We start from the raw sequence: 26,560 nt of genomic DNA, 5'->3' as shown, positions 1-26,560 counted from the left end.
TTGGAAATATCATTAGCATTACCAATATCTAAAATTGAAACATTCGCTTTGTCAAAGCCAAGCTCGGCGACCTAGTGTCGCCCCATCGTCATCGATGGAGAAGCGCCATGGCCGTCCCCCAAGAACGCCTGCCCCAGCCGTCCGTCCGGATCGAAGGCCGGACCGGTCCCGGCCACGAGAGCATCCTGACCCCGGCGGCCCTGGCCTTCTTGGCCGGCCTGCACCGCCGCTTCAACCGGCGCCGCCTGGACCTGCTGGCCGCCCGCCGTGCCCGGCAGGCCCGCTACGACGCCGGCGTGCTGCCGGATTTCCGCGCCGACACCCGCGCCATCCGCGAAGGCAACTGGACGGTCGGCAAGATCCCCGCCGCCCTGCAGGACCGCCGCGTGGAGATCACCGGCCCGGTCGAGCGCAAGATGATCATCAACGCGCTCAATTCCGGCGCGAAGGTGTTCATGGCCGACTTCGAGGACTCCAGCGCGCCGACGCTGGCCAACCAGCTCGACGGCCAGATCAACCTGCGCGACGCGGTGAACGGCACCATCGGCTACACCTCGCCGGAGGGAAAGACCTACCGCGTCGGCCACGACCCGGCCGTGCTGGTGGTCCGCCCGCGCGGCTGGCACCTGCCGGAGCGCCACCTGACGGTGGACGGCGAGCCGATGTCCGGCGCCCTGGTCGACTTCGGCCTGTACGCCTTCCACAACGCCCGCAGCCTGCAGCAGCGCGACCGCGGCCCGTACTTCTACCTGCCCAAGCTGGAGGCGATGGAAGAAGCCGCGCTGTGGCATGAGGTGATGGCTGCCGCCGAGGACGAACTCGGCCTGCCGGCGAACTGCATGAAGGCCACCGTGCTGATCGAGACGCTGCCGGCGGTGTTCCAGATGCACGAGATCCTGCATGCGCTGCGCGAGCGCGCGGTGGGCCTGAACTGCGGCCGCTGGGACTACATCTTTTCCTACCTGAAGACCCTGCGCGGCCACCGCGACCGCCTGCTGCCCGAGCGCGGCCAGGTACTGATGACGGTGCCGTTCCTGAAGGCCTATTCGGAACTGCTGATCCAGACCTGCCACCGCCGCGGCGCCTTCGCCATGGGCGGCATGGCGGCGCAGATCCCGATCAAGGGCGACGAAGCCGCCAACGAAGCGGCCATGGCCAAGGTGCGCGCCGACAAGCTGCGCGAAGTGCAGGCCGGCCATGACGGCACCTGGGTGGCGCATCCGGCGCTGGTGCCGGTGGCGCGCGAGATCTTCGACAAGTACATGCCCTCGCCGAACCAGCTCAACGTGGCGCGCGCCGACGTGCAGGTGTCGCGCGACCAGCTGATCGCGCCCTGCGCCGGCACCATCAGCCGCGCCGGCTTCGACAACAACGTGGAAGTGGCGCTGCGCTACACCGCCGCGTGGCTGGACGGGCTGGGCTGCGTGCCGATCCATCACCTGATGGAAGACGCGGCCACCGCGGAAATCGCGCGCGCGCAGCTGTGGCAGTGGCTGCATCACGGCGGCGTGGAATTCACCGATCACGCACCGATCGATTTCGCCCTGTTCGACCAGGCGCTCGCGGCGCACACCCACCGCCTGCGCGCCAGCACGCATCCCGGCGCCGCGCGCGCCGACGACGCCGCGGCGCTGCTCGCCTCGCTCACGCACGCCGCCCAGCTCGGCGACTTCCTCACCCTGCCCGCCTACGACCGCCTCGGCCTGAGCGCGACGCATCGAAGCCCTTTGTTACCAGGAGTCATCTCATGAAGAACGCCTTGCCCACCGCCGACCAGCTCACCCTCGACTGGCAGAACAACCCGCGCTGGAACGGCGTGCGCCGCAACTACACCGCCGCCGACGTGGTGCGCCTGCGCGGCACCGTGCCGGTGGAGCATTCGATCGCCCGCCAGGGTGCGGAGCGGCTGTGGAGATCGCTGCAGCAGGAAGACTTCGTCAACGCGCTGGGCGCGCTGACCGGCAACCAAGCCATGCAGCAGGTGAAGGCCGGCCTCAAGGCCATTTATCTCAGCGGCTGGCAGGTCGCCGCCGACGCCAACCTGGCCGGCGAGATGTATCCGGACCAGTCGCTGTATCCGGCCAATTCGGTGCCGCAGGTGGTCAAGCGCATCAACAACACCTTGCTGCGCGCCGACCAGCTGCATCACGCCGAAGGCAATGACGAGATCGACTGGATGGTGCCGATCGTGGCCGACGCCGAAGCCGGCTTCGGCGGCGTGCTCAACGCCTTCGAGCTGATGAAGGCGATGATCGAAGCGGGCGCCTCCGGCGTGCACTTCGAAGACCAGCTGGCCTCGGTGAAGAAGTGCGGCCATATGGGCGGCAAGGTGCTGGTGCCAACGCGCGAAGCGGTGGACAAGCTCACCGCCGCGCGCCTGGCCGCCGACGTGCTGGGCGTGCCCACCCTGCTGGTGGCGCGCACCGACGCGGATGCGGCGGACCTGCTCACTTCCGACATCGACGACAACGACCGTCCGTTCGTCACCGGCGAGCGCACCGTGGAGGGCTTCTTCCGCGTGCGGCCCGGCCTGGAGCAGGCGATCAGCCGCGGCCTGGCCTATGCGCCTTACGCCGACCTGGTGTGGTGCGAGACCAGCAAGCCGAACCTGGAAGAAGCGCGCAAGTTCGCCGAGGCGATCCACGCGCGGTTCCCCGGCAAGCTGCTGGCCTACAACTGCTCGCCCAGCTTCAACTGGAAGAAGAACCTGGACGACGCCACCATCGCGAAATTCCAGCGCGAGCTCGGCGCGATGGGCTACAAGTTCCAGTTCATCACCCTGGCCGGCTTCCACAGCCTCAACTACGGCATGTTCGACCTGGCCCACGGCTATGCGCGCCGCCAGATGAGCGCCTTCGTGGAGCTGCAGGAGCGCGAGTTCGCCGCTGCCGAGCGGGGCTTCACCGCGGTGAAGCATCAGCGCGAAGTGGGTACCGGCTACTTCGACCAGGTGACGCAGGCGATCCAGCAGGGACAGTCGTCCACCACGGCCTTGAAGGGTTCCACCGAGGAAGCGCAGTTCCACGCACGGCGCGCTTCGGCGGCCTGATCGGGCCAGCACCACTTGGCGTGGCGCCGGCAGGGATGCCGGCGCGGGAGCCGGCGGGTCCGCCCGCCGGCTCCCGCCATGCAGGGACGCTTACTCGGCCGGCACCAGGGCGATCACCAGCCAGCCGGGGCGCGGCTCCACCTCGCGATGCGCGGACACCACGCGCAGCACGCCCTTCTCGTCCACGCCGAACAGCAACACCGTGCCGGAGCCGTACTGCTCGATGAAATGCGGCCAGTCGAAGGTGGCCGACAGGCGCGTGGACTTGATGCGCCAGCCCTGCGCGAGCAGTTCGGCGAAGCGCGCGTGCGTCATGTCTTCGGCAAACAGCGGCGGCGCCATCAAGGTGCCGGCGAGCATGGCGCGGCCGTTGGATTCCTGCGGCGGCAGCACGCGCAGCAGGTAGACCCGGTCGCGGCCGAATTCCTGCCGGTAGTGCACGCACACCAGCGAGTTGCGCTCGCGCTGGGTGGACAGCGCCAGCAGGGTGCCGATGCCGGTGAGGTCGAGATTGCGTTCCGCATAGCTGGAGGCGGGGTTGCCGAAGAAGGTGCCGAGTCCTTCCATGCGCGCGATGCGCACGCCTTCCCAGGCGTCGTCCGCCAGCACCACGCGGAAGCCCGCATCGCTCAATGCCTTGGCGATGGCGCGCGCGACGCTGTCGGAACCGGCGATCAGCACGCCGTTCGGGTCCGGCTCCGACACCTTCAGCCAGCGTGCCAGCGGACGCGCCGTGGCGCTCTGCAACACCACGGTGCCGATGATCAGGATGAAGACCAGCGGCACTAGCGCGCGCGCATCCTGCATGCCCAGCGCTTCGAGCTTCAGCGCGAACAGCGCGGACACCGAAGCCGCCACGATGCCGCGCGGCGCCACCCAGGCGATCAGCGCGCGCTCGCGCCAGTTGAGCGCGCTGCCGATGCTGGAGATGGCCACGGTGAGCGGCCGCACGATGACCTGCGCCGCGATGAAGATCGCGATGCCCGCCCACAGCATGCCGTCCGGCAGCGGCCATTCCAGCCGCGCGGCGAGCAGGATGAACAAGGTGGAGACCAGCAAGGTGGTGAGGCTTTCCTTGAAGTCGAGGATGTCGTCGATATGCACGCCGCGCATGTTGCCCAGCGCGATGCCCATCACCGTGACGGTGAGCAGGCCCGATTCGTGTTCGATCGCATTGGAAAGACAGAACGCCAGCAGCACCGCGGCGAGCACGCCGAAGTTCTGCAGGTAGTCGGGAATCAGCTGGCGGCGCAGCAGGAAACCCATGGTCCACGCGGCCAATGCGCCAGCCACGCTGCCGCACACCACGGTGGCCAGGAACACGCCGATGGTGTGCCCCTGGTGGCGCGACACGATGGCTTCGTAGATCAGCACGGCGAACAGCGCGCCGAGCGGGTCGATCACGATGCCTTCCCAGCGCAAGGTGTTGGCGATGCGCGCATTCGGCCGCAAGGTGCGCAGCATCGGCGCGATCACGGTCGGGCCGGTGACGCAGGTGAGCGCGCCGAACAGCCAGGCCAGTTCCCAGCGCAACCCGGCGAAGTAATGGCCGGCGACGGCCAGCAGCACCAGCGCTACCACGGCGCCATAGCTGACGAGCCCGCGCACGGCATGGCCGATGCCGGGCAGCTCGTCGAAACGCAGGGTGAGGCTGCCTTCGAACAGGATTACCGCCACCGCCAGCGACACCACCGGAAACAGCAGCTCACCGAGCAGGCGGTCCGGCTGCAGCACGCCGGAGACCGGCCCCAGCAGGATGCCGGCCAGCAGCAGAAACAGAATGGCGGGAAGCCGCACGCGCCAGGCCAGCCACTGCGCCAGAAAGCCGATGCCGAGCATGCCCGCGAGCATCAGGCTGATTTGGAGCGTGCTCATTCGCGTTCCTTCGTCGAGTGCGGCAACAGGGTACCCGCGCCGGCAGGGCGCGCAGTGTCCAGGCGGCCGGGCGTGGACGCTATAGGAGTATTCCGGAACGAAACGAGAAGGTTCGGCGGGGGGAAAGGCCAAACCCCGGTATCGGACGGGGGAGGGAGGGAGGGACCGATACCGGGGTGGCGGGGGACGGAGTCCATAAGAGAACTCGTCGGTGCAGATATTAGCCCGTATCGGACCCAAGTCAATACTGGCCGGTACACAAATTCACCGGATCGGCCCCGGCAGCCGGGCCGGCAAGGCTAGAAACGGCGGTACTGCAGCGCTTCGGCCAGATGCGCGCGGGCCAGCGAGGCCGCCCCGCCGTCCAGGTCGGCGATGGTGCGGGCCACTCTTAAGGTGCGGTGATAGGCGCGGGCGGACAGGCCGAGCCGTTCCAGCGCGGCCTCGAACCAGGCGCGTTCGGCCGGGGCCAGGGCGCAGTCGCGCTCCAGTTCGCGGGTGTTGATCTCGGCGTTGCTGCGCCCCGCGCGCTGCAAGGCCTGGTTGCGCGCCTTCATCACGCGGGCGCGGACGGTGGCGGAATCCTCGTCGTGCTCGCCGCGGGCGGCGCCCAGTTCGCTCAGTGGCTGGCGCGGCACGTCCACGCACAGGTCGATGCGGTCCAGCAGCGGGCCGGAAATCTTGCCGCGGTAGCGCTGCACCTGGTCCGGCGTGCAGCGGCAGCGCTCGCGCGGATCACCGGCATAGCCGCAGGGGCAGGGGTTCATCGCCGCGACCAGCTGGAACTGCGCCGGAAAGGTGGATTGCCGCGCCGCGCGCGAGACCACGATCGAGCCCGATTCCAGCGGCTCGCGCAGCACTTCCAGCACGTGGCGGCTGAATTCGGGAAGTTCGTCCAGGAACAGCACGCCATGGTGGGCCAGCGAAATCTCCCCCGGCCGCGGCTGCGAACCCCCGCCGACCAGGGCCACGCCGGACGCGGTGTGGTGCGGCGCGCGGAACGGCCGGCGCCGCCATTCCCCAGCTTCCACCGCCTGCCCCGCCACCGACAGCACGGCGCAGGTTTCCAGCGCCTCGGATTCGCTCAAGGGCGGCAGGATGCCGGGCAGGCGTTCGGCCAGCATGGTCTTGCCGGTGCCGGGCGGACCGACCAGCAGCAGGTGATGGCCGCCCGCGGCGGCGATTTCCAGCGCGCGGCGCGCATGGCGCTGGCCGCGCACGTCGCGCAGGTCCGGGCCGTCGCCGGCCAGCTCGTCGTTGGCGGGGGCGGCGGCCGGGGTGGGCAGGTCCTGTACGCCGCGCAGCCAGCCGCAGACCTCGGCCAGCGAATCGGCCACGCGCACGTCGGCATCGGACACCAGCGCCGCCTCCGCCGCATTGGCGCGCGGCACCACCACCTTGCGGCCGCGCGCGCGGGCGCGCATCAGCGCGGGCAATACGCCGGAGACGCCGCGCAAGGCGCCGGACAGGGCCAGTTCGCCGAGGAACTCGCAGTTGTCGAGCCGCTCGCGCGGCACCTGGTTGCCGGCGGCGAGGATGCCCAGCGCGATCGCCAGGTCGAAACGCCCGCCGTCCTTCGGCAGCTCGGCCGGGGCCAGGTTCACGGTGACGCGGCGGTTGGGGTATTCGAAGGCGGTGTTCTGGATCGCCACGCGCACCCGGTCGCGCGCTTCGCGCACGGCGGCTTCGGGGAGGCCGACGATATTGGTGCCGGGCAGGCCGCCGGAAAGATGCACCTCGACCATCACCTGCGGCGCGGCCACCCCCTCCTGGGCTCGACTGAGGGTGACGGCAAGACTCATGGCGACGGCGTTTCCGGAGCGGGCAAAGAGAATGACCGCCCCCGGTCGTTCTCGGGGTGAGGGTGACGGACCGGGGACGGCTCCCGGGAGGGAGAAGGGCTAGCCCCCGCGCGATGCGGCGAGCGCCTCCAGATCGGCCACTCGTCGCTCCAAGGCTTCCACTCTGGCTCGCGTACGGGCGAGCAAGAGGCTCTGGACGTCAAACTCCTCGCGGGTGACTAGGTCGAGGCGGCGCAGTCCCTGCGCAAGGACATCGGAAAAGTTGGCGCGGAGGTCCTCATGCGCCTGAGCCAATCCTGGCGGAACCAACGAGGCAAGTCGTAAGGCAAGCTGATCGATATCCTGCCTATCCATCATGGATAGCACCTCGAACTCGTCGGAAAGAAGTCTAAGTAAATGCCTAGTTTGTACGCCATCGGCCTGCTCCGCTGCTTTATGTAGGGATTTTCCTACACACCGTCGTCACAGGCGACAAATCCGCCCCGGGACGGGCAAAATGCCGCTCCCCGGGGGCGCCTGCCGCCCGCTGCCTTAAGTGACGAGGTTCCCATGAAGCTGGTGGTGGCGATCATCAAACCCTTCAAGCTCGACGACGTGCGCGAGGCGCTGGCCGAAGTGGGCGTGCAGGGCATCACGGTGACCGAGGTGAAAGGTTTCGGCCGCCAGAAGGGCCACACCGAGCTCTACCGCGGCGCCGAGTACGTGGTCGACTTCCTGCCCAAGATCAAGCTGGAAGTGGCGGTGGCGGACGAGCAGCTGGACCGCGTGGTCGAGGCCATTTCCCAGGCCGCGCGCACCGGCAAGATCGGCGACGGCAAGATCTTCGTCAGCGCGCTGGACCAGGTCATCCGCATCCGCACCGGCGAGCTGGACAACGACGCGCTCTGAGGGCGCCCCCGCTCAGTCGGCCGAGGCGGCGATGCCGCGCTCGCGCTGGAAGCGCCGGTGGTGCACCAGCAGGCCGATGAAATACACCAGGTAGTAGCCCACCATCAGCCCGAATACCGCCAGGGTCAGCGGGCTGCCCACCGGCGGCGCGTGGCCCGCGGTCGCGGCCAGCGCGGGATCCTTGATCTGCGGCATCACCTCGAGGAAGCGCCAGGCCAGCCGGCCGATCAGCAGCACGGTGAGCGCCGCGCCGATCCAGGGGTTGGGGATATAGACGTCCGCGCCCTGCTCGTTCTGCCCGAAGCGGGTCAGGCGCAGGCCCGCCAGGCCCAGCACCGCACCCCCGGCGATGCCGCCGGCCAGTCCCGCCAGCAGCATGGGGTCGTACAGGCCCGTCAGGGCGAACACCACGGCCAGCACGGCGAAGATGGCCACGCGCGCCATCATGCGCTTGCGCCGGATCGGCTGCGGCCCGAAATTGCCGCGCACGCGCCGGTAGATGGCGAACGCGGCCAGCGGAACCATCAGCGCGGGAATCATGTTCGGAGCCATCATGGCCGGCACTCGTCGGTGGAAGTTGGCGCAGCCTAGCGCCCGTTGTGCTGCACGGCGATTGACGCCGCACAGCCATCGCGGGTGACGCGTGTCACCCGCGCGGCGCGGCGCTTACTTCGCCTTGCCCTGGTTGGCCACCGCGGCCATCTTCGCCGCGATCGCGTCGGCGTCGCCCAGGTAGTAGTGGCGCAGCGGCTTGAGGTTCTCGTCGAATTCGTACACCAGCGGCACGCCGTTGGGGATGTTGAGCTCGACGATGTCGTCGTCCGACATACCGTCCAGGTACTTCACCAGCGCGCGCAGCGAATTGCCGTGCGCGGCCACCACCACGCGCTGGCCGGAGCGGATCGCCGGCGCCAGCACGTCGTGCCAGTACGGCAGCACGCGGGCCACGGTGTCCTTCAGGCATTCGGTGTCGGGAATCACCGAGGCATCCAGGCCGGCATAGCGCGGGTCCTGCACCGATTCGTTATCCGCGCGCTCCAGCGCCGGCGGCGGGATGTCGTAGCTGCGGCGCCATACCTTGACCTGGTCCTCGCCGAACTTCGCCGCGGTCTCCGCCTTGTTGAGGCCGGTGAGCGCGCCGTAGTGGCGCTCGTTGAGGCGCCAGTCGGTGACCACGGGGATCCACATCAGGCCCATCTCGTCCTGCACGCCCCACAGCGTGCGCACCGCGCGCTTGAGCACCGAGGTGTGCGCCACGTCGAAGCTGTAGCCGGCCTCTTTCAGCAGGCGCCCGGCTTCCCTGGCCTCTTCCATGCCCTGCGCGGTGAGGTCGACGTCGGCCCAGCCGCTGAAGCGGTTGTCGAGGTTCCACTGGGATTGGCCGTGGCGGATCAGTACGAGTTTGTGCATGGCGATGAAAGGGCTGCGGGGAAAGACCGGATGGTGCAGGCCGCCCTGCTGCCCGTCAAATCGCGCCCCTGTCGAAGGTCATGCTAAACCCCGTGCCGCGGCGGAGCATCCTAGGCAGGTCATTCACTCAAGGAGTTCCGCCATGCGCCGCACCCTGCTCACCCTGGCCCTCGTCCTCGCGCTGCCGCTGGCCGCCCAGGCCCGGGACAACGATATCGACAAGGTCAATGGCGCGGTCCGCGTCGAGGCCGGCCAGCAGGCCGGCGACGTCAGCTCGGTCAACGGCTCGGTGCACGTGGGCGAGCGCGCCGTGGTGCAGAAGGCCAGCACGGTGAACGGTTCGGTGGAACTGGGCGAGCGCGCGCAGGCCAGCGAGGTGGAAACGGTCAACGGCTCGGCCACGCTGGGCGCCGGCGCCAAGGTCAGCGGCGAAGTCAGCACCACCAATGGCGCGATCCGCCTGGGCAAGGGCGCGGACGTGGCCGGCAAGGTCGGCAACGTCAACGGCCGCATCAACCTCGACGGCGGCCATATCGGCCACGGCATCGAGACGGTCAACGGCAGCATCTACATCGGCGCCAATTCGCGCGTCGAAGGCGGCATCCTGGTCGACAAGCCCAGCGGCTGGTTCAACAGCAACAACCGCCCGCCGCACGTGGTGATCGGCCCGCACGCCGTGGTGCAGGGCACGCTGGAATTCCGCCGCGAGGTGATCCTGCAGATCAGCGACAGCGCCCAGGTCGGCACGATCAAGGGCGCCACGCCGACCAAGTTCTCCGGCGACATGCCGTCCTCGGACGACTGATCCACCGATGCGGGCGGCCCGACCGGGCCGCCCGCTTTTTTTGTCAAAGCCAGTCGCGCGGCTTGAGGTAATCCGCCAGCCGCGCCTCGGCCGAATCCGGCTCCGGCGTATAGGCGTATTCGAAGCGCACGCGCGGCGGCAGGCTCATCAGGATCGATTCGGTGCGCCCGCCCGACTGCAGCCCGAACAGCGTGCCGCGGTCGTAGACCAGGTTGAACTCCACGTAGCGCCCGCGCCGGTACAGCTGGAATTCGCGTTCGCGCTCGCCATGCGGCGTGTCCTTGCGGCGCTCGGCGATCGGCAGGTAGGCATCGAGGAAACCCTGTCCCACGGCCTTGGTGAAATCGAAGCAGCGCTCGAAGCCGCCTTCGTTCAAGTCGTCGTAGAACAGGCCGCCGACGCCGCGCGTCTCGGCGCGGTGCTTGAGATAGAAATACTCGTCGCACCATTTTTTATAGCGCGGATAGACGTCGGCGCCGAACGGCGCGCACAGGTCGCGCGCCACCGTATGCCAGTGCGCCACGTCTTCGTCGAAAGGATAGAACGGCGTGAGGTCGAAGCCGCCGCCGAACCACCACACCGGCTCCAGGCCGTCCTTGCCCGCCTCGAAATAACGCACGTTGGCATGCGTGGTCGGCAGATAAGGATTATGCGGATGCAGAACCAGCGACACGCCCGTGGCGACGAAACCGCCGCCGGCCAGCTCCGGCCGGTGCGCGGTGGCGCTGGGCGGCAGCTGGCTGCCGTGCACCAGCGAGAAATTCACGCCGGCCTGCTCGAACACCGCGCCGTCGCGCAGTACGCGCGTGCGGCCACCACCGCCGGCGGGGCGCGTCCAGGCGTCCTCGACGAACTTCGCCTTGCCGTCCAGCTGTTCGACCGCTGCGCAGATGCGGTCCTGCAATGCGCGCAGGAACTGTTCGACTCGGTCGGTTTGCTGGCTCATCTAGGCGTCCGGGGAGGGGAAAACACCGCGAGCTTAGCAAGCCCTCCGGCGCCGGGACTGCGACCGTGCGCCGCGCCCTAGCGCACGCGCATCAAGAGCCGCGCATGGCCGATGCGCCGCGCCCAGCGCAGACCCAGGTCGATCCACATCACATAGGCCGCCTCGGCCAGCAGGCGCAGCGCGATGCGGCGGTCCAGGCGCAGGCGTTCCTCCGCCGCCACCGGCACGCTCGCCGTAAACCCGAGCCAGCGCGCCAGCAGCAGGCAGCGCGGCAGGTGATAGCGGCTGGTCACCAGCGCCACCGGCGGCATCGCATGGCCGGGATCGTCGTGGCGCAGCAGGCTGCGGGCGTGGCGCAGGTTGTCCAGCGAATCGGTGGAGGCCTGTTCGAGCCTGGGCGCCACGGCGTCCGGCAGGCCGTGCGCGCGCAGCCAGGCCAGGCCGGCTTCCGCCTCGCTGATGCGGCCGCCGCTGCAGCCGCCGAGCAGGAACATGCGCTCCACGCGCCCTTCATGCACCAGGGCCAGCGCGCGGGCCAGGCGCTGCTGGTAGTCCTGCTCCGGCCGGTCGCCGATCAGTTTGCGGCCGAACACCAGCAGGTCGCGCCGCTGCGGCGGCGCCAGCGGGCTGCGCGCCGCCACCCGCCACACGTAGAGCAGATAACCGAGCCACACCAGGCCCAGGCTCAGCAGCATCGCCGCGCCCACTACCACTGCCACGTGCACCAGGTCACGCCGGCGCGCATGGCGCCAGGGGCCGCGTCTGAGGGGTGCGGGCAGGGAGGACAAGGCTGGGTCCGGCAAAAGGCCAGCAGTGTGGGCAAGGCTTATGAAAGCCGCAATGGAAAAAAATAGGCGGAAATATGAACGCAAGAACCGGCCGCACTGGGCGCACCCAGCGGCCGCCCGCTAGGCTCCCGCGATGCCCCAACCCATTCATCCACTTGCCGTCAGTGCATACACCGTGACGTCCGCACTGGGCCACGGCGTTGCCGATCACCTTCGCGCGCTCGAAGCGGCGCGCGGCGGCCTGCGCCCCAACGATTTCGGCGACGCGCCGCTGGCCTGCTGGATCGGCCGCGTCGACGGCGTCGAGGACGCGCCCCTGCCCGCCGCCTTCGCCGCCTGGGAATGCCGCAATAACCGCCTGGCCTGGCTGGGCCTGCAGCAGGACGGCTTCCTGGCGCAGGCCGAAGCGGCCATCGCGCGCTACGGCGCCGCGCGCATCGCGCTGGTGCTGGGCACCTCCACGGCCAGCATCGGCGCCACCGAGGAAGGCTACCGGCGCCTGGAAAACGGCCGCATGCCGGCCGACCTGGAGCGCTCCGGCGTGCACATGCCGCACTCGCTCACCGCCTTCGTCGCCGCAGCGCTGGGCCTGCAGGGGCCGGCGCTGACCGTGTCGACCGCGTGCTCGTCCAGCGCCAAGGTGTTCGCCAGCGCCGAGCGGCTGATCCGCTTAGGCCTGGTCGATGCCGCCATAGTCGGCGGCGTCGACACGCTGTGCGGCAGCGTGCTGTTCGGCTTCAACTCGCTGGAACTGGTATCGCCGGAACGCTGCCGCCCGTTCGACCGCGCGCGCCGCGGCCTGTCGCTGGGCGAGGCCGCCGGCTTCGCCCTGCTCGAACGGGCCGGGGCCGCGCCCGCCGCGCCGCGCCTGCTCGGCTACGGCGAAGCCAGCGACGCTCACCATATGTCCACGCCGCATCCGGAAGGACTCGGCGCGGAACTCGCGCTGCGCGATGCGCTGGCGCGCGCCGGCCTCGATGCCGCGCAGGTCGACTACATCAACCTGCACGGCACCGCGAGCCTGAAGAACGACGAAGTCGAAGCCGCGCTGATCGGCCGCATCTTCCCGGCCAGCACGCGCGCCAGTTCCACCAAGGGCTATACCGGCCACACCCTGGGCGCGGCCGGCATCGTCGAGGCCGCGTTCGCCCTGCTCGCGCTGGAACACGGCTTCGTGCCCGGCAACCTCGGCGGCGACGAGCCGGACCCTGCCTGCGGGCCGCAGTTCGCCTGGCGCGGCGAACGACGCGACGTACGCATCGCCTTGAGCAATTCTTTCGGTTTCGGCGGCAACAATGCCTGCCTCGCGTTCGGCAAGGCGGCGGCATGAGCATGCGGGTTCACGTGGAAGGCATCGGCCTGTGGTCGCCGCAGCTGGTGGATTTCGCCGCGCTGCACGCGCAGCTGCAAGGCACGCCGCCGCCCGCGCCTGCGGGCAAGCCGCCCGCATCGACGCTGCCGGCGAACGAACGCCGCCGCGCGCCGGAAAGCGTGCTGCTGGCCGTCGAAGTGGCCGGCCAGGCGGTGGCCATGAGCGGCCGCGCGCCGGCGGAACTGGCCTGCGTGTTCGGCTCCGCCTTCGGCGACCTGAGCATCACCGACTACATGTGCGAGACGCTGGCGCACGCGCCGACCGAGCTGTCGCCCACGCGCTTCCACAACTCGGTGCACAACGCCGCCGCCGGCTACTGGACCATCGCCACCGGCTGCCACGCGCCGTCCTCGGCCGTGTGCGCCTGGCACGACAGCACCGGCGCCGGCCTGCTGGAAGCGGCCGCCATGGCGCTGGCCGACCAGCGCCCGGTGCTGTTCGTGTGCAGCGACGTGGCCGGCGCCGGTCCGCTGGCGCCGATCACCCGCAGTACCCAGGCCTTCGGCTGCGCCTTCGTGCTCGCACCGGAAACCTCGCCGCGCACGCTCGCCACGCTGTCGCTGCAGCTGGCGCCGCGCGCGGCAACGCCTATGGACGGCGGCGCATTGCCGGCTGCCTGGAGCGAGGCCAATGCCACGGCCGCCGCGGCGCTGCCGCTGCTTGTCGTTCTGGCGGGCCGGGATCGTCATTGTCAGATGGCCGCAGCGGGAGGGCTCGGCCTGGAAATCCTCATGGAGAACGTCGCTTGAATGTCCGGGCCAACCCTTGGTGTGTACTTATCCCCTGCCTCAATGAAGAGGCGGCCATCGAATCCGTGGTCGGCGCGGCGATCGCGCTGGGCGCGCCGGTCATCGTGGTCGATGACGGCTCCGACGACCGCACGCCGGACATCGTCGCGCGCCTGCCGGTGACCTTGCTGCGCCACGAACGGCGCCGCGGCAAGGGCGAGGCGCTGCGCACCGGTTTCCGCGAAGCGCTGCGCCAGGGCTTCGACGCGGTGGTGACCATGGACGGCGACGGCCAGCACCTGGCCAGCGACGTGCCGCGCATCGTCGCCGCCGCGCAGCGCTATCCGCACCACATCGTGATCGGCGCCCGCCTGCTCGACAAAGCACAGCAGCCCAAGGCCCGCCGCATCGCCAACGCGATCGCCGACTGGGGCATTTCCTGGGCCTGCGCGCAGCCGGTGGCCGACACGCAGAGCGGCCAGCGCTGGTATCCGCGCGCCGCGCTGGACCTGGTGGAACTGCCGGCGGAGAACTTCGTGTTCGAAGCGGCCATCCTGATCGCCGCCTCGCGCGAGAAGGGCTTAGGGATGGCTTCGGTGCCGATCGCCTCGCGCTACCAGGGCGAGTTCCGCCTGAGCCATTTCAATCCGGTGCGCGACGTGGTGCGCATCACCACCTACACGGTGGGCCGCGTGCTGCATTACGGCGAGGTGTGGGCCAGCTACCGGCGTTCGCGCGCGAGCCGGCCGATCGTGTTCGATACGGCGGCGCCGGCGCGCTGAGTCAGCCGGCGACGTAGATCACCGCGGCGCGTCCGCTGGCCAGGACGCGCCCGGCCTGCTCCGCGCGGAACGCGTATTGCGCGCCGGCTTCGTCGGCGAACAGTTGTTCCGCGTGAATGTCGAGCCGGCCGCCTTGCGGGTCAACGTACTCCACCGCCAGCACCACGTCGCGCAGGCTGACCAGACGCCCCTGGCGCACCGCGGTGTCGCCGCGCGCCCTGGCGTTCAACGCCCCGTGCACCGCCATCGCCTGCGCGCCGTATTCGGACAAGTGCAGTGCATGCAAGCCGTGCGTGGAACGCAGCGGATGCGCCGCCGCGGCATGGCCTTCGCTCATGGCGTGGATGGTGGCGGCGTCCCACGCGAGCACCGCATCGAGCAGGCACATCTGGCCCGCATGCGGAATCAGCCGGGCCCAGTCAGTCCGGTCGAGCATGCGGTGCCATCAGGGTCGAAAGGCAGAAATGGAAGGCCACGCCCAGGCTCACCGTAAGGCCGATGGCGCGCAGCACCGGGATGCTGCTCCAGGCGAACATGCCGAACACCAGCAGCGCGGAAGCCACGCATACCAGGGTGGCGTGCAGGGTGCGGCGCTGTTCGGCTGCGTCGTCCGTATCGCGCTCGAAGAACAGCGCGTAGTGCAGGCCCAGGCCGGCGGCCAAGGTCAGCGCCACCAGGTGGAACAGCGAGATCTCCACGCCGGCCGCGCGCTCCACCGCCAGCACCAGGAAGGTGGCGAGCGTCATCGGCGCCAGTACGCGCCAGGCGCGGCGCCAGCCGCGCAGCGCGAACGACACGGTCAGCACCAGCAGCACCGCGGCGATGGCCAGTGCATGCAGGATGCGCACGCGGTAATCGGCCACCAGCGATTCGGCGGCGGCTTTCAGGTCGAGCACGCGCACGGTGCCGCCGCTGTCCTTGGCCAGTGCTTCGAGCGCGGCCACGTCGTGCACGCCGCTGAGCGTCGCCAGGCCGAGCCATTGGCCTTCGCGCTGCACGAGCATCGCGGCGAAGCGCTGGCCTAGCGCACTTTGCGCGAAGACTTCCGGCGTCAACGGCGGCAAGGTCTTCGCCTGCTCGACATCGGCCACGAACGGCTCGAACAGATCCTTGCGGAACGGCATGCCCTGCGTCGCTTCCGCGAGTGCGGCACGCAGGCTGGCGGCATCGGGCAACTGGCGCTGGCGCTGCTGCTGCGTGGCGATGCTGGGCAGATAGCGCGAAGGCAGTTCGATGGCATCGGCGGCATGCCCGGCTACCAGCGCGGTGGCCTTCGGCTCCAGCTGCTCCGACAGGCGCAGTACGCCCTGCGCATCGGGCGCCTGCAGTACCAGCAGATAGCGCACATCCGGCGCGCCCAGGGCTTCGCGCAGGCGCGCATCCCGCTGCAGCAGGTCCTGCGGCAGCGGCGTCAGCGCGGCGAGGTTGTTCTGCCAGAACGGCCCGGGCGCAAGCGCCAGCGCGGCCACGATGGCGACGGCCACCAGCGCCGGCAGCCAGCGCGGACGGGGCAGCCGGTCGAAGAAGCGGCGCGCGCGTGCCAGCCACGGCATCTGCGCCACGTCGCGCACCTGCGCCGGCAGCAGGCGCGGCAGCAGATAGCGCGTGCACAGGCCGGCGACCAGCAGGCCGGTGATGGTGAACACGGCCAGCTGCTGCAGGCCGTTCACGCCCGAGGCGTAGAAGGCCAGATAAGCGATGCACGCGGAGGCGATGGCGGTCAGCAGCAGCGGCCACAGGCCGCGCACGCTGGCCACGGCGTCCTCGCCCGCGCGGCGGTGGCTCAGCACGCGGATGGGGTATTCCTGCGCCACACCCAGCAGGGTGAAACCGAAGGCCAGCGTGATGCCGTGCACCTGCGGAAACGCCAGCACCAGCGCCGCGATGCCGCCGAGCGCCGCGCTGGCGATCGGCAAGGCCGACAGCAGCAGCGAGCCGATGCTGCGATACGCCAGCAGCAGCAACAGGATGAAACCGGCGGTGGACACATTGCCGATCCACTCCGCCTCGTGCCGCGTGTGCTCGCCCACCACCACGCTGAAATAACCGGGGCCGCTGATGGTCAGGCGCGCGCCGCCCGCGCCGGGCAGGCGATGGAACGCCTGCTCGATCCCGCTCACCGCGTCGCCCTGGGCCGCCGGATCGAAACCCGCGGCGCGCGTCTGCACCACCAGCAGCGCCTCGCGCCGCGGCGAGAACCACACGCCTTCGCGCGTCTCCGGCGTGCGCGCGGGCGTCCAGCGTTCGGCCAGCTTCAGCACTTCCAGCGTGGGATCGCGCGGCAGCAGGCCTTTCAGCAGCGCGGCGGCGGGCGAAGAGAGATCGTCCAGGCGCTGGTCGAGCTGGTCGGCGAGGAAGGCCTCGTCGTAGCGCTGTTGATCCAGCGTCGGCGAAAGCAGATAGCGGTACGGCAGCAGCTTTTCGTCCAGCGCGGTGAGGTCGAAGCTGCCGTTGAGCACCTGGGTGTAGCGCGGATCAGGACGCAGCGCACCCGCAAGGCCCTGGCTCAACGCAGCCAGCGCCGCGTCGTCGCCGCCATCGATCGCCAGCAACAGCAGCCGCGAGCCGGGGCCGTCGCCGACCTGCTCCATCAGCAGGCGCTGATCGGCATCGACCGGCGCGGGCATGAAGTCGCGCAGGTCGCCGCTCACCTTCAGCCGCTGCGACACCAGCAGGCCGAGCCCGGCCAGCGCCAGCAGCCACACGGCCAGCAGCACGCCGCGCTTCACGTTCAGCCGCCCTTGCACAGCGCCGCGAGGGCGTCGCGCGTCGGCGCCGCCGGCATGCGCGCGGCCAGGTCGCCGAGCAGGTCCACGGCCAGGTCGCCGTCGGCTTCCTGCATGCGCATGCAGCGCGGCTCGCCGCCGCGGCCGTCGATCTGGATGCTGGCGATGGCTTTCGCCACGCGCGCATCGCGCGGCACCAGGGTCAGGGTCCAGCCGCCGGCATGGCTTTCCTGGCGCACGTCGAAGGCCTGGTTGAGCCGGCCGGCATCGCCGCCGAGCAGGGCCACGAAACTGTCCAGCAGCACCTGCAGCTGCGGCGCGCGGCGCAGCGAGAAGCTGCGCGGCTTGCGGCCTTCGCGCTGCTGCGTCACCTCGCCGTCGGCAATGGTGGCGGTTTCCCTGGCCGGCTTCTCCACGCGGCGCTCCAGGCGATCGCCGCCCAGCCAGGCCAGTTCGCCGGAGACCACCAGCGGCTGTTCCAGCACCTTCATGAAGCGGGCTTCGGCGAACGGCGTGCGCGACGGCGCGGGACGCGCCAGCGAAGCGATCAGCGCCTGTGCATCGGCCGAACTCGACCCGGCCGCGCGCGCCTCAGGCTCCTGGGCGTTCGCCCAGCACGACAGGCTCAGGCCGAACAGGAGCGCCAGTGTCTTGCTGCCAGAAATCATAGAAGTTGAACCAGTTGTAGGGGGCGGCGTGGATGTAATGCTCGACGCGCTGCGCATAACGGGCGATGACCGCGTCCAGCGCCTGCGCACGGCCCGGGCGCGGGATCTCCACGCGGTCGGCGAAGGCTTCGAAGACCAGGCGATAGCGGTTGCCGCCCAGGTACAGGCCGAAGCACAGCACCACCGGCACGCGCAGCGTATGCGCCAGCAGCCAGGGGCTGATCGGGAACGGCGCGGGGCTGCCCAGCAGCTCGGCGCGGCGCAGCACTTCGTGTTCGCGGCCGCGGTCGGCCAGCATCGCCACCAGCGCGCCCTGGCCGCAGGCTTCGGCCATCTGCATGGCGACCGAGGTGCCGTCCTGCGACGCGTCGATGACCTTGTCGCCGATCTCCGGCGCCAGCGCTTCCAGCAGTTCGGTGAGCGCGGGCGTCTTCTGCTTGTCCAGCAGCACGCGCAGGTTCACCTCGGGACGGCGCGCGCTGATCGCGCGCAGCGCCTCGAAGCTGCCCTGGTGCGAGCCGAACAGCAGCACGCCCTGGCCTTCGTCCATGTAGCGGCTCAGCGCCTCCAGGCCTTCCACTTCGATGGCGAAGCCGCGCTCGCCGCGCGCCAGCAGGAAGACGCGGTCCAGCATGGTCGAGGCGAAGCAGTGGATGTGTTTCAGCACATGCCAGGCGGTGACGCGATGCGGCAGCACGCGCGCCAGGAAAGCCTGCGAGGCCTCGCGCTCCAGCTTGCGGCGCCAGTAGAAGTACAGCGTGATCGGATACAGGAACAGCCGCGCGAAACCGCGCCCGCCATGCAGGGCGATGCTGCGGATCAGCCACAGCGCGAAGCGCCCGCCGCCTTCGGGCCGGCTTTGCCAATGCTCGGTCATGCCGCCTCGCCTTCGATCGCGCCGCGCGCCAGCAGCAGCTCGCCGCGGCGCAGTTCGAAGCGCACGCGCGCGCCGCTTTCGCTCAGCAGCAGCTCGACCTCTTCGCCGGGCAGCAGCGGCGCCATGAATTTCGCTTCGGCGATGCGCGCCAGGCGCAGCCCGCGCCAGGCGCGCAACGCGTCCGCCACGGCTTGCAGCAGCACCACGCCGGGCACCAGCGGCTGGCCGGGGAAATGGCCCGGCAGCGACGGATGCGTGGGATCGATGCGCACGCAGGTGCGATAGGTCGGGCTCATGCAGCCACCGGCATGCGCGTACGCAAACGTGGGAACGATGCCGGGCGTGCGGGCATCGCCGGCATGGCTCAGGCGGCCGCGCGGTGCTTTTCGATGTGCTCGGCGAGCGAGCGCAGGCTGGCGAAGATGGCGCGGTTGTCCGGATTGTCCGAACGCAGCTGGAAGCCGTACTGCTTGGACACCGCCAGCGCGATCTCCAGCGCATCGATGGAATCCAGGCCCAGCTCGCCGCCGAACAACGGAGTGTCGGGGTCGATCTGCCCGGGCTGCAGGTCTTCCAGGTTGAGGCTCTCGACGATCAGGATCGCCAGTTCACGTTGTGCCGCGGTCTGCTCTGCCATGCTCGTTCCGTACTGCTCTGGACATGCCCTCCCCCCCGGCTGGCATGGGGCGGCAGTGTAACATGGCGGCCTTGTCGTCCCTGGTTACGGTGCATGGTTCCCGGTTCAGAAAGCATCCAGCCGGCCGCCCTGGAAAGGCGCGCCCCCCGCATCTCCTACCGCCACGAGGCCCTGGCCACGGTGCTGGCCGAAACCGGCACGCTGGCCGCGCTGGGCTTCGGCGCCGGCGCGCCGCTGCACGACGATCCGCGCTATCTGCCCGTGCCGCTCGAAGGCATGGAGGCGCCGACGCCGCTGGAGGTCTGGCAGGTCGACGGCGAAGTCGAACACGGCCGCGAAGGCGCGCTGCGCTGGTCCGCCGGCGCGGGCTGGCTGTTCGCCGCGGTGGACCTGGACGAACACGCGCATGGCGGCCCGCGCGCTACCGCCGAACTGGCCTACCGCTTGCTGCGCGAATTCCTCGCGCGCCGGCCGGAACAGCACGTGCAGCGCATCTGGAATTACCTCGGCGCGATCAACCAGGGCGACGGCGACGCCGAGCGCTACAAGCTGTTCTGCGAAGGCCGCGCGGCCGGCATGGGCGAGTTCTTCCGCGAAGGCTTTCCCGCCGCCACGGCGATTGGCCATCATGGAGCTGGCCATCATGGAGCGGGGCATCACGCCGGCGGGCAGCAGCTGCAGGTCTATCTGCTGGCCTGCGACCAGCCCGGCCAGCGCGTGGAGAATCCGCGCCAGGTCAGCGCCTGGCGCTACCCGCGCCAGTACGGCCGCACGCCGCCGAGCTTCGCCCGCGCCATGTCGCTGCCGGGCCAGGACGTGCTGGCGATTTCCGGCACCGCCGCGGTGGTCGGCCACAGTTCCGCGCACGAGGACGACCTCGATGCGCAGCTGGCCGAGACGCTGGCCAACCTGGAAACGCTGCTGGCGCACGCCGGCATGCCGGCGGGCTTCGACACGCATTCGCCGCTGAAGGCCTATGTGCGCCACGCGGCGGATGCGCCGCGCGTGCTCGGCTTCCTCGCCGCGCGCCTGCCCGGCGTACCGGTGCTGCTGCTGCACGGCGACGTCTGCCGCCGCGAACTGCTGGTGGAGATCGACGGCTGGCGCTACGCCTGATCAGGGCTTGCCGCAGCCGCCGTGCGCGTCCTTGAACGAGGCGAGCAGGAAATCCGCCACCGCTGCCGAGGAAGCCGGTGCGGCGATCGCCAGTTCGCGGAAGAACGGATCGCCGGTCTGGTCCAGCACCATCAGCGCGCGCACCGGCGGCGATTTCGGCAGGCGGTAGGCGAGGCGCGCGGTGCAGCGGTCCAGCCGCTGCAGTTGGTCCGGTTTCGGTTCGAGCACCGGTTCCGGCGTCGAGGTTTCCATCAGCGTGTCGAGCTGCTTGTGCGCGCCGGGGAACACGCCCTGCGCCGCTTCGTAGATGCAGCCCAGGCAGGCGGGAAACAGTTCCCAGCTCATCCATCCCGCTTCGGCGCCTTCCGGCGCGACGAAGCTGAAGACGGTATTGCCGTCGACGCCTACCGCCGTGCGCTGCGGTTTCCAGCCGCGCGGCACGGCGAGCCAGCCGGTGGCGTTGGCGTAGAACCAGTCGAGCTTGTCGCGCAGTTCCGGCGGGACGGCGACGGTGAGTGCGGGCAGTTCATTGTCCTGCACCGTTTCCCAGTCGCCTTCGCCGTCTTTGACTTCGATGCGCATGGCGCGGATGGCGTCGAGCGCGTGACCGGCGGCATCGCGCGGATGCGCCGGCGCCAGGCGATAGTCCTTGCCGGCGACGGAGAGGTAGTGCGAGGGCGGGCCGGTCAGTGCGCGGTGCGGCGCATCGCCGGCGGTGGCGACGACGGCCAGCGATGAAAGCAGCACAGCACAGAGGCGCAAGGGGAAGTTCATGCAAGACACTCCTTGTCTTTGGATCATTTTGGCGGAAAGAGCAACGCTCTGGGGCCGCTCACTCCATGTGGCGCTTCGCTACTGGATTCCGGCCTGCGCCGGAATGACGATCAAAAACCGTCATGCCGGCGCAGGCCGGCATCCAGTGAGGACAAAGCTCATTTTTTCTCGGGACGCTTCCACCCATGCAAGGTGGCCTGGCGTCCACGCGCCACGGTCAATTGCCCCGCCGGCGCATCGTGGGTAATGACCGAACCCGCACCGATCGTCGCGTTTTCACCCACCCGCACCGGCGCCACCAGCGCGCTGTTGGAGCCGATAAACGCGCCATCGTCGATGCGGGTGACGCTCTTGTTCACGCCGTCGTAGTTGCAGGTGATGGTGCCGGCGCCGATATTGACCTTCGCGCCGATCACCGCGTCGCCCAGATAGCTCAGGTGATTGGCCTTGCTGCCCTCGCCCAGCTTCGCCTTCTTGGTCTCGACGAAATTGCCCACGTGCACGCCGGCGGCCAGCTCGGTGCCGGGGCGCAGGCGCGCGAACGGGCCGATGGTGCAGGGGCCGTGGGTGACCACGCCTTCCAGGTCGCAGTGCGGCTGCACCACGGTGCCGGCGGCGAGCTGCACGTCCTTCAGGCGGCAGAACGCGCCGATGCGCACGTCCTCGCCCAGCTGCACGTCGCCTTCCAGGATCACGTCGATGTCGATGTCCACGTCGCGCTCCACCGTGACGCGGCCGCGGATATCGATGCGCGCCGGATCGGCGATGCGCACGCCTTCCAGCGCCAGCGCCTTGGCCGCGCGCTGGCGGTAGACCGCTTCGAGTTCGGTCAGCTGCCAGGGATTGTTGGCGCCGGCCGCTTCCATCTCGTCGTCGCATTCCACGCAGAAGGCCGGGCGGCTTTCCGCCGCGGCCATCGCGAAGATATCGGTGAGGTAGTACTCGCCCTGCGCGTTGTTGCGGTCGAGCTTCGCGGTCCAGCGCTTCAGTGCGGCGGCGTGCGCGGCGACGATGCCGGTGTTGATGCGGTCGATCGCGCGCTGCTCGTCGCTGGCGTCTTTTTCTTCCACGATGGCGCGCACGAAGCCGTTGCCGTCCAGCAGCACGCGGCCGTAGCCCTTCGGGTCGGCCACGCGGGTGGCGAGCACGGTGAGCGCTTCGTCGGTATCGATCAGGCGCTGCAGGGTGGACGGCCGGGTCAGCGGCACGTCGCCGTACAGCACCAGCACCGCGGCATCGTCCGGCACGTCGCGCAGGGCCTGGGCCACGGCGTGGCCGGTGCCCAGGCGCTCGGCCTGCAGCACCCAGCGCAGGTCAGGCTGGCCTTCGAAGGCGGCGAGCACCTGGTCGCCGCCGTGGCCGTAGACCACGTGGATCTGCTGCGCCGACAGCGCGCGCGCCGCGGCCAGCACGTGCGCCAGCAGCGGGCGGCCGGCAAGCGGCATCAGCACCTTGGCCTTCTTGGACTTCATGCGCTTGCCTTCGCCGGCGGCGAGGACAATGACGTGCAGGGGCATGTTCTTCATGTCGGTCCCTTGGAGCCTGGGTCAGCGAAGCAGGATAGCAGCCGCTCATTTCGCTCCATGACCGGGGGCTGACGCAGCGTCGCCAGCCGTGACGCGCGCCGCACCTCCGTGGCATTCGAAGTGAAAATCGTAGGCGAGGCTGAACGGACGCGCCTGGCTGTCGACGAGGTGGCTTTCGCCGTTGGCGTCGGCGGCCCAGCGTTCGACTTTCAAGGGCAGGAAAGACCATTGGCTGGCGGCCGCCTTCACCGCGGCGATATAGAGGCGGCGGTCGGCATCGGCGTTGGCTTCGTCGTCGATGCGCACGTCGTCGACCTTGCCCGTGGCGCTGACGATGAACAGTGCGCGCACTTCTTCCGGCGGCGGGCAGCTTGCCAGCAGCGAAGCCGGATACACGGGCGTGACGCGATGCTCCGGGGCGGCCCCGCTGGAGACTTCGCCCAGCGCCAGCTCGTAGCGCGCGGTGCCAGCGGGCACCACGGCATGCCAGGTGGCATCGCCCTGCGGCCGCGTGGCCGATGTTTGTGGCGGCACCTGGCCGCAGGCGGCAAGGCATGCCGCCAGACCCGATGACACGATGCGGAAACGCTTTGTCACGCGCGGCTCCCCCGGATGCATCGGCGCAACATGCCCAAACGAAAACGCCGGCACAAGGCCGGCGTTCCGCATATCTCTTTCCGCCGTGGCCGGCGCGGGAGATCAGTGCTTGAGGTTCTTGCGCAGGCGCTCCAGCGCCTGCAGCTGGGTCAGCGCCTGGGCCAGCTTGGCCTGCGCCTCGGCGATGTCCTCGGCGTCGGTGCGGTTGGCCAGGGCGTCCTCGGCTTCCTGCTTGGCGCGCTGCGCGGCCGCTTCGTCCAGGTCGGCGGCGCGCGCGGCCGTATCGGCCAGCACGGTCACCACCTGCGGCTGCACTTCGAGAATGCCGCCGGAGACCCAGAACTGCTGGCGCTCGCCGTTGGCCAGCACCACGTCGACGTGGCCGGGCTTGAGGCGGGTGATCAGCGGCGCGTGGCGGGGCGCGATGCCCAGCTCGCCCATTTCGCCGGTGGCGATCACCATCGTCGCCTCGCCGTGGAAGATCTCGGCCTCGGCGCTGACGATGTCGACTCGAAGGGTATGGCTCATTGGTTTTTGCTCGCTTCGCTCGCTAGGGAATAGGGAGTCGGGAATAGGGAATCGGGAGAAGCGCGCTCAGTTGCGAGGCTCTTACTGTTCCCTATTCCCTATTCTCTATTCCCTCACCATCAAGCCGCCTTCTTCGCGGCCATGTCCTCGGCCTTCTTGATGGCCTCGTCGATGCCGCCGACCATGTAGAACGCCTGCTCCGGGATGTGGTCGACTTCGCCGTCGACGATCATCTTGAAGCCGCGGATGGTTTCCTTCAGCGTCACGTACTTGCCCGGGGCGCCGGTGAACACTTCGGCCACGTGGAACGGCTGCGAGAAGAAGCGCTCGCACTTGCGGGCGCGGTACACCAGCTGCTTGTCTTCCTCGGACAGCTCGTCCATGCCGAGGATCGCGATGATGTCCTTCAGTTCCTTGTAGCGCTGCAGCGTGCCCTGCACGCGGCGGGCCACGTCGTAGTGCTCGGCGCCGACCACGTTCGGGTCGAGCTGGCGGCTGGTCGAGTCCAGCGGATCCACCGCCGGGTAGATGCCCAGCGAGGCGATCTGGCGGCTCAGCGTCACGGTGGAATCGAGGTGCGCGAAGGTGGTGGCCGGCGACGGGTCGGTCAGGTCGTCCGCGGGCACGTACACGGCCTGGATCGAGGTGATCGAACCGGTCTTGGTCGAGGTGATGCGTTCCTGCAGCACGCCCATTTCCTCGGCCAGCGTCGGCTGGTAGCCCACCGCGGACGGCATGCGGCCCAGCAGCGCGGACACTTCGGTACCGGCCAGCGTGTAGCGGTAGATATTGTCGACGAAGAACAGCACGTCGCGGCCCTTGCCGTGCTCGTCCTTCTGGTCGCGGAAGTACTCGGCCATGGTCAGGCCGGTCAGCGCCACGCGCAGGCGGTTGCCCGGCGGCTCGTTCATCTGGCCGTACACCATCGCCACCTTGGACTCGGGCAGGTTGTCGATCTTGACGACGCCCGCGTCCTGCATCTCGTGATAGAAGTCGTTGCCTTCGCGGGTACGCTCGCCCACGCCGGCGAACACCGACAGGCCCGAGTGCTGGGTCGCGATGTTGTTGATCAGCTCCAGCATGTTCACCGTCTTGCCCACGCCGGCGCCGCCGAACAGGCCGACCTTGCCGCCCTTGGCGAACGGGCACACCAGGTCGATCACCTTGATGCCGGTTTCCAGCAGCTCGTTGGCCAGCGCCTGGTCGTCGTACGACGGCGCTTCGCGGTGGATGACCCACTGGTCTTCGGCTTCGATCGGGCCGACTTCGTCGATCGGGTTGCCGAGCACGTCCATGATGCGGCCCAGGGTGGCCTTGCCGACCGGCACCTTGATGCCTTCGCCGGTGTTGCGCACGGCCAGGCCGCGCTTCAGGCCGTCCGGCGAACCCAGGGCGATGGTGCGCACCACGCCGTCGCCGAGCACCTGCTGGACTTCCAGCGTGATGTCGGTGCCGTCGATCTTCAGCGCGTCGTAAACCTGCGGCACCTGATCGCGCGCGAACTCGACGTCGATGACCGCGCCGATGATCTGTACAACTTTACCCTGGCTCATGGAAATGCTCCGGATGGATCTTTGAATGTCTGGTTTGACCGCGCCCGTTCTGGTCGCGTGGTTTTAGTGAAGAGTGCGGCCATGGATGGCCGCCCGTTTGATCTTAGCGATCATGGATGATCGCACTCATACAGCCGCGGCGCCGCCGACGATCTCGGAGATCTCTTGCGTGATCGCCGCCTGACGGGCCTTGTTGTAGACCAGCGTCAGCTCGCCGATGACCTTGCTCGCGTTGTCCGAGGCCGCCTTCATGGCGACCATGCGCGCGGCATGCTCGCTGGCCAGGTTCTCCAGCACGCCCTGGTAGACCACCGACTCGATGTAGCGGCCCAGCACGTACTCCAGCACCGTGGCGGCGTCCGGCTCGTAGATGTAGTCCCAGTCGTGCGACTGTTCGAGCTTGATGCCGGCATAGGCCGACTCGCCGGCCGACTGGTGCGCTTCCAGCTCCGCCGCCACCAGGGGCAGCGGCAGCAGCGCGTCCAGGGTCGGCTTCTGCGTCATGGTGTTGACGAAGTCGTTGTAGGCCAGGAACACGCGGTCCAGCTTGCCGGCCGTATAAGCGTCCAGCACCACCTTGATCACGCCCACCAGCTGCTCGAGCTTGGGCTTCTCGCCCAGGTGGGTGACGCTGCCGACCAGGTTCACGCCCTTGATGCGGCGGAAGAACTGCGTGGCCTTCTGGCCCACGGCCACCACGTCGACCTCGACGCCCTTGTCCTGCCACTCGCGGATGGCGGGCAGCAGGCGGCGGAACAGGTTGGAGTTCAGGCCGCCGCAGAGGCCGCGGTCGGTCGACACCACCACGTAGCCGACGCGCGCGACCTTCTCGCGCTGCACCAGGAACGGATGGCTGAAGTCGGTGCTGGCCTGGGCGACGTGCGCGATCACCTTGCGCATCTGGCGCGCATAGGGGCGCGAGGCCTTCATCAGATCCTGCGCCTTGCGGATCTTCGATGCCGAGACCATTTCGAGCGCGCGCGTCACCTTGCGCATGTTCTGCGTGCTCTTGATCTTGGATTTGATTTCGCGTCCGCCTGCCATGTTCTCGCTCGCTGCGCTTGCTCGGGGGAATCGGGAATGGTGAATCGGGAACAGGGATGCGAGCTCGCG

At 69.3% G+C, this 26,560-nt stretch carries 27 protein-coding genes; 8 read left to right on the top strand and 19 right to left on the bottom strand.

All coding sequences use genetic code 11. The features are described from left to right. Nucleotides 1-107 precede the first annotated feature (107 nt). Both aceB and aceA read left to right on the top strand, forming a co-directional pair. Nucleotides 108-1,751 carry a malate synthase A gene (gene aceB, locus FHW84_RS05885; RefSeq protein WP_167253343.1) on the top strand — a complete coding sequence of 548 codons (1,644 nt, stop codon included), beginning with the start codon at nt 108-110 and terminating at the stop codon, nt 1,749-1,751. Further along, nucleotides 1,748-3,049, top strand: a complete 1,302-nt coding sequence (gene aceA / locus FHW84_RS05880; protein WP_167253341.1) for an isocitrate lyase — start codon at nt 1,748-1,750, stop codon at nt 3,047-3,049. Before aceB ends, aceA begins: the two co-directional genes overlap by 4 nt. Before the next feature lie 90 nt (nt 3,050-3,139). Here the strand turns inward: aceA and FHW84_RS05875 are convergent, their stop codons facing one another. The 3 genes from FHW84_RS05875 to FHW84_RS05865 all read right to left on the bottom strand — a co-directional run bounded on the left by FHW84_RS05875 (nt 3,140) and on the right by FHW84_RS05865 (nt 7,083). After that, nucleotides 3,140-4,924 (bottom strand): sodium:proton antiporter, encoded by a 1,785-nt coding sequence (locus FHW84_RS05875; protein ID WP_167253339.1) that lies wholly within the window; start codon nt 4,922-4,924, stop codon nt 3,140-3,142. Between the two features lie 299 nt (nt 4,925-5,223). Beyond that, nucleotides 5,224-6,726, bottom strand: a complete 1,503-nt coding sequence (locus FHW84_RS05870; RefSeq protein WP_167253337.1) for a YifB family Mg chelatase-like AAA ATPase — start codon at nt 6,724-6,726, stop codon at nt 5,224-5,226. A 99-nt stretch (nt 6,727-6,825) separates the two neighbouring features. Then, the gene (locus FHW84_RS05865) at nt 6,826-7,083 is read right to left on the bottom strand and encodes an accessory factor UbiK family protein (RefSeq protein ID WP_167253335.1); all 258 of its coding nucleotides are present in this window, start codon (nt 7,081-7,083) and stop codon (nt 6,826-6,828) included. A gap of 192 nt (nt 7,084-7,275) precedes the next feature. Here FHW84_RS05865 and glnK point away from each other — a divergent pair, with 192 nt between their 5' ends. Continuing rightward, the gene (glnK, locus tag FHW84_RS05860; protein WP_167253333.1) at nt 7,276-7,614 is read left to right on the top strand and encodes a P-II family nitrogen regulator; all 339 of its coding nucleotides are present in this window, start codon (nt 7,276-7,278) and stop codon (nt 7,612-7,614) included. 12 nt (nt 7,615-7,626) lie between these two features. Here glnK and FHW84_RS05855 read toward each other — a convergent pair whose 3' ends face one another. Both FHW84_RS05855 and gpmA read right to left on the bottom strand, forming a co-directional pair. Further along, a complete protein-coding gene (locus FHW84_RS05855; RefSeq protein ID WP_343203565.1) occupies nt 7,627-8,169 on the bottom strand; it encodes a DUF1453 domain-containing protein in 543 nt (180 codons plus the stop codon). 111 nt (nt 8,170-8,280) lie between these two features. Continuing rightward, complete coding sequence (gene gpmA, locus FHW84_RS05850) at nt 8,281-9,024, bottom strand: 2,3-diphosphoglycerate-dependent phosphoglycerate mutase (protein ID WP_167253330.1); 744 nt, start codon at nt 9,022-9,024, stop codon at nt 8,281-8,283. 142 nt (nt 9,025-9,166) lie between these two features. Here gpmA and FHW84_RS05845 point away from each other — a divergent pair, with 142 nt between their 5' ends. Continuing rightward, the gene (locus FHW84_RS05845; RefSeq protein WP_167253328.1) at nt 9,167-9,829 is read left to right on the top strand and encodes a hypothetical protein; all 663 of its coding nucleotides are present in this window, start codon (nt 9,167-9,169) and stop codon (nt 9,827-9,829) included. A 43-nt stretch (nt 9,830-9,872) separates the two neighbouring features. Here the strand turns inward: FHW84_RS05845 and hemF are convergent, their stop codons facing one another. Next, the gene (gene hemF, locus FHW84_RS05840) at nt 9,873-10,775 is read right to left on the bottom strand and encodes an oxygen-dependent coproporphyrinogen oxidase (RefSeq protein ID WP_167253326.1); all 903 of its coding nucleotides are present in this window, start codon (nt 10,773-10,775) and stop codon (nt 9,873-9,875) included. Nucleotides 10,776-10,852: 77 nt separating this feature from the next. Further along, nucleotides 10,853-11,494, bottom strand: a complete 642-nt coding sequence (locus FHW84_RS05835) for a YdcF family protein (protein WP_343203564.1) — start codon at nt 11,492-11,494, stop codon at nt 10,853-10,855. Between the two features lie 202 nt (nt 11,495-11,696). Here FHW84_RS05835 and FHW84_RS05830 point away from each other — a divergent pair, with 202 nt between their 5' ends. The 3 genes from FHW84_RS05830 to FHW84_RS05820 are packed head-to-tail and all read left to right on the top strand — an operon-like array spanning nt 11,697 to nt 14,445. Continuing rightward, on the top strand, nt 11,697-12,893 hold the full coding sequence (locus FHW84_RS05830; protein WP_208399641.1) for a beta-ketoacyl-[acyl-carrier-protein] synthase family protein: 1,197 nt from the start codon (nt 11,697-11,699) through the stop codon (nt 12,891-12,893). Next, the gene (locus tag FHW84_RS05825) at nt 12,890-13,684 is read left to right on the top strand and encodes a beta-ketoacyl synthase chain length factor (RefSeq protein WP_167253324.1); all 795 of its coding nucleotides are present in this window, start codon (nt 12,890-12,892) and stop codon (nt 13,682-13,684) included. The genes FHW84_RS05830 and FHW84_RS05825 overlap by 4 nt, the downstream gene beginning before the upstream one ends. Beyond that, complete coding sequence (locus FHW84_RS05820; protein WP_167253322.1) at nt 13,681-14,445, top strand: glycosyltransferase family 2 protein; 765 nt, start codon at nt 13,681-13,683, stop codon at nt 14,443-14,445. The genes FHW84_RS05825 and FHW84_RS05820 overlap by 4 nt, the downstream gene beginning before the upstream one ends. Nucleotide 14,446: 1 nt before the next feature. On the opposite strand, the gene FHW84_RS05815 is transcribed toward FHW84_RS05820, so the two are convergent. From FHW84_RS05815 to FHW84_RS05790, 6 genes are all read right to left on the bottom strand, one after another. After that, the gene (locus tag FHW84_RS05815) at nt 14,447-14,881 is read right to left on the bottom strand and encodes a phosphotransferase (protein ID WP_167253320.1); all 435 of its coding nucleotides are present in this window, start codon (nt 14,879-14,881) and stop codon (nt 14,447-14,449) included. Beyond that, entirely contained in the window at nt 14,865-17,174 is a 2,310-nt protein-coding gene (locus tag FHW84_RS05810; RefSeq protein ID WP_343203563.1) for an MMPL family transporter, read from the bottom strand. The genes FHW84_RS05815 and FHW84_RS05810 overlap by 17 nt, the downstream gene beginning before the upstream one ends. 2 nt (nt 17,175-17,176) lie before the next feature. Further along, nucleotides 17,177-17,839, bottom strand: coding sequence for an outer membrane lipoprotein carrier protein LolA (locus FHW84_RS05805; protein WP_243867899.1), 663 nt, complete (start codon nt 17,837-17,839; stop codon nt 17,177-17,179). After that, nucleotides 17,763-18,716, bottom strand: a complete 954-nt coding sequence (locus FHW84_RS05800; protein WP_167253316.1) for an acyltransferase — start codon at nt 18,714-18,716, stop codon at nt 17,763-17,765. Before FHW84_RS05800 ends, FHW84_RS05805 begins: the two co-directional genes overlap by 77 nt. After that, nucleotides 18,713-19,012 carry a hydroxymyristoyl-ACP dehydratase gene (locus FHW84_RS05795; RefSeq protein WP_167253314.1) on the bottom strand — a complete coding sequence of 100 codons (300 nt, stop codon included), beginning with the start codon at nt 19,010-19,012 and terminating at the stop codon, nt 18,713-18,715. The genes FHW84_RS05800 and FHW84_RS05795 overlap by 4 nt, the downstream gene beginning before the upstream one ends. Nucleotides 19,013-19,080: 68 nt before the next feature. Beyond that, a complete protein-coding gene (locus tag FHW84_RS05790; RefSeq protein ID WP_167253312.1) occupies nt 19,081-19,353 on the bottom strand; it encodes a phosphopantetheine-binding protein in 273 nt (90 codons plus the stop codon). Between the two features lie 93 nt (nt 19,354-19,446). On the opposite strand from FHW84_RS05790, the gene FHW84_RS05785 reads away from it, so the two are divergent. Then, complete coding sequence (locus FHW84_RS05785; protein WP_167253310.1) at nt 19,447-20,469, top strand: pteridine-dependent deoxygenase; 1,023 nt, start codon at nt 19,447-19,449, stop codon at nt 20,467-20,469. Here FHW84_RS05785 and FHW84_RS05780 read toward each other — a convergent pair whose 3' ends face one another. The 6 genes from FHW84_RS05780 to atpG form a co-directional block, all read right to left on the bottom strand. Continuing rightward, nucleotides 20,470-21,243, bottom strand: coding sequence for a DUF4850 domain-containing protein (locus FHW84_RS05780; protein WP_167253308.1), 774 nt, complete (start codon nt 21,241-21,243; stop codon nt 20,470-20,472). A gap of 158 nt (nt 21,244-21,401) precedes the next feature. After that, nucleotides 21,402-22,769, bottom strand: coding sequence for a bifunctional UDP-N-acetylglucosamine diphosphorylase/glucosamine-1-phosphate N-acetyltransferase GlmU (glmU, locus tag FHW84_RS05775; RefSeq protein ID WP_167253306.1), 1,368 nt, complete (start codon nt 22,767-22,769; stop codon nt 21,402-21,404). 45 nt (nt 22,770-22,814) lie between these two features. Next, nucleotides 22,815-23,366, bottom strand: coding sequence for a hypothetical protein (locus FHW84_RS05770; RefSeq protein ID WP_343203562.1), 552 nt, complete (start codon nt 23,364-23,366; stop codon nt 22,815-22,817). 102 nt (nt 23,367-23,468) lie between these two features. Continuing rightward, nucleotides 23,469-23,894, bottom strand: coding sequence for a F0F1 ATP synthase subunit epsilon (locus tag FHW84_RS05765; protein ID WP_026635371.1), 426 nt, complete (start codon nt 23,892-23,894; stop codon nt 23,469-23,471). Nucleotides 23,895-24,013: 119 nt separating this feature from the next. Then, entirely contained in the window at nt 24,014-25,447 is a 1,434-nt protein-coding gene (atpD, locus tag FHW84_RS05760; protein WP_026635370.1) for a F0F1 ATP synthase subunit beta, read from the bottom strand. Between the two features lie 126 nt (nt 25,448-25,573). Beyond that, on the bottom strand, nt 25,574-26,491 hold the full coding sequence (gene atpG / locus FHW84_RS05755; protein WP_167253304.1) for a F0F1 ATP synthase subunit gamma: 918 nt from the start codon (nt 26,489-26,491) through the stop codon (nt 25,574-25,576). Nucleotides 26,492-26,560: the final 69 nt, after the last annotated feature.

It is taken from the genome of Dyella sp. SG562 (assembly GCF_011759495.1).
GTDB classification, from domain to species: domain Bacteria; phylum Pseudomonadota; class Gammaproteobacteria; order Xanthomonadales; family Rhodanobacteraceae; genus Dyella_D; species Dyella_D marensis.
The sequence above is the reverse complement of the archived record's forward strand: the minus strand, read 5'-3'. Positions and strand labels throughout refer to the sequence as shown.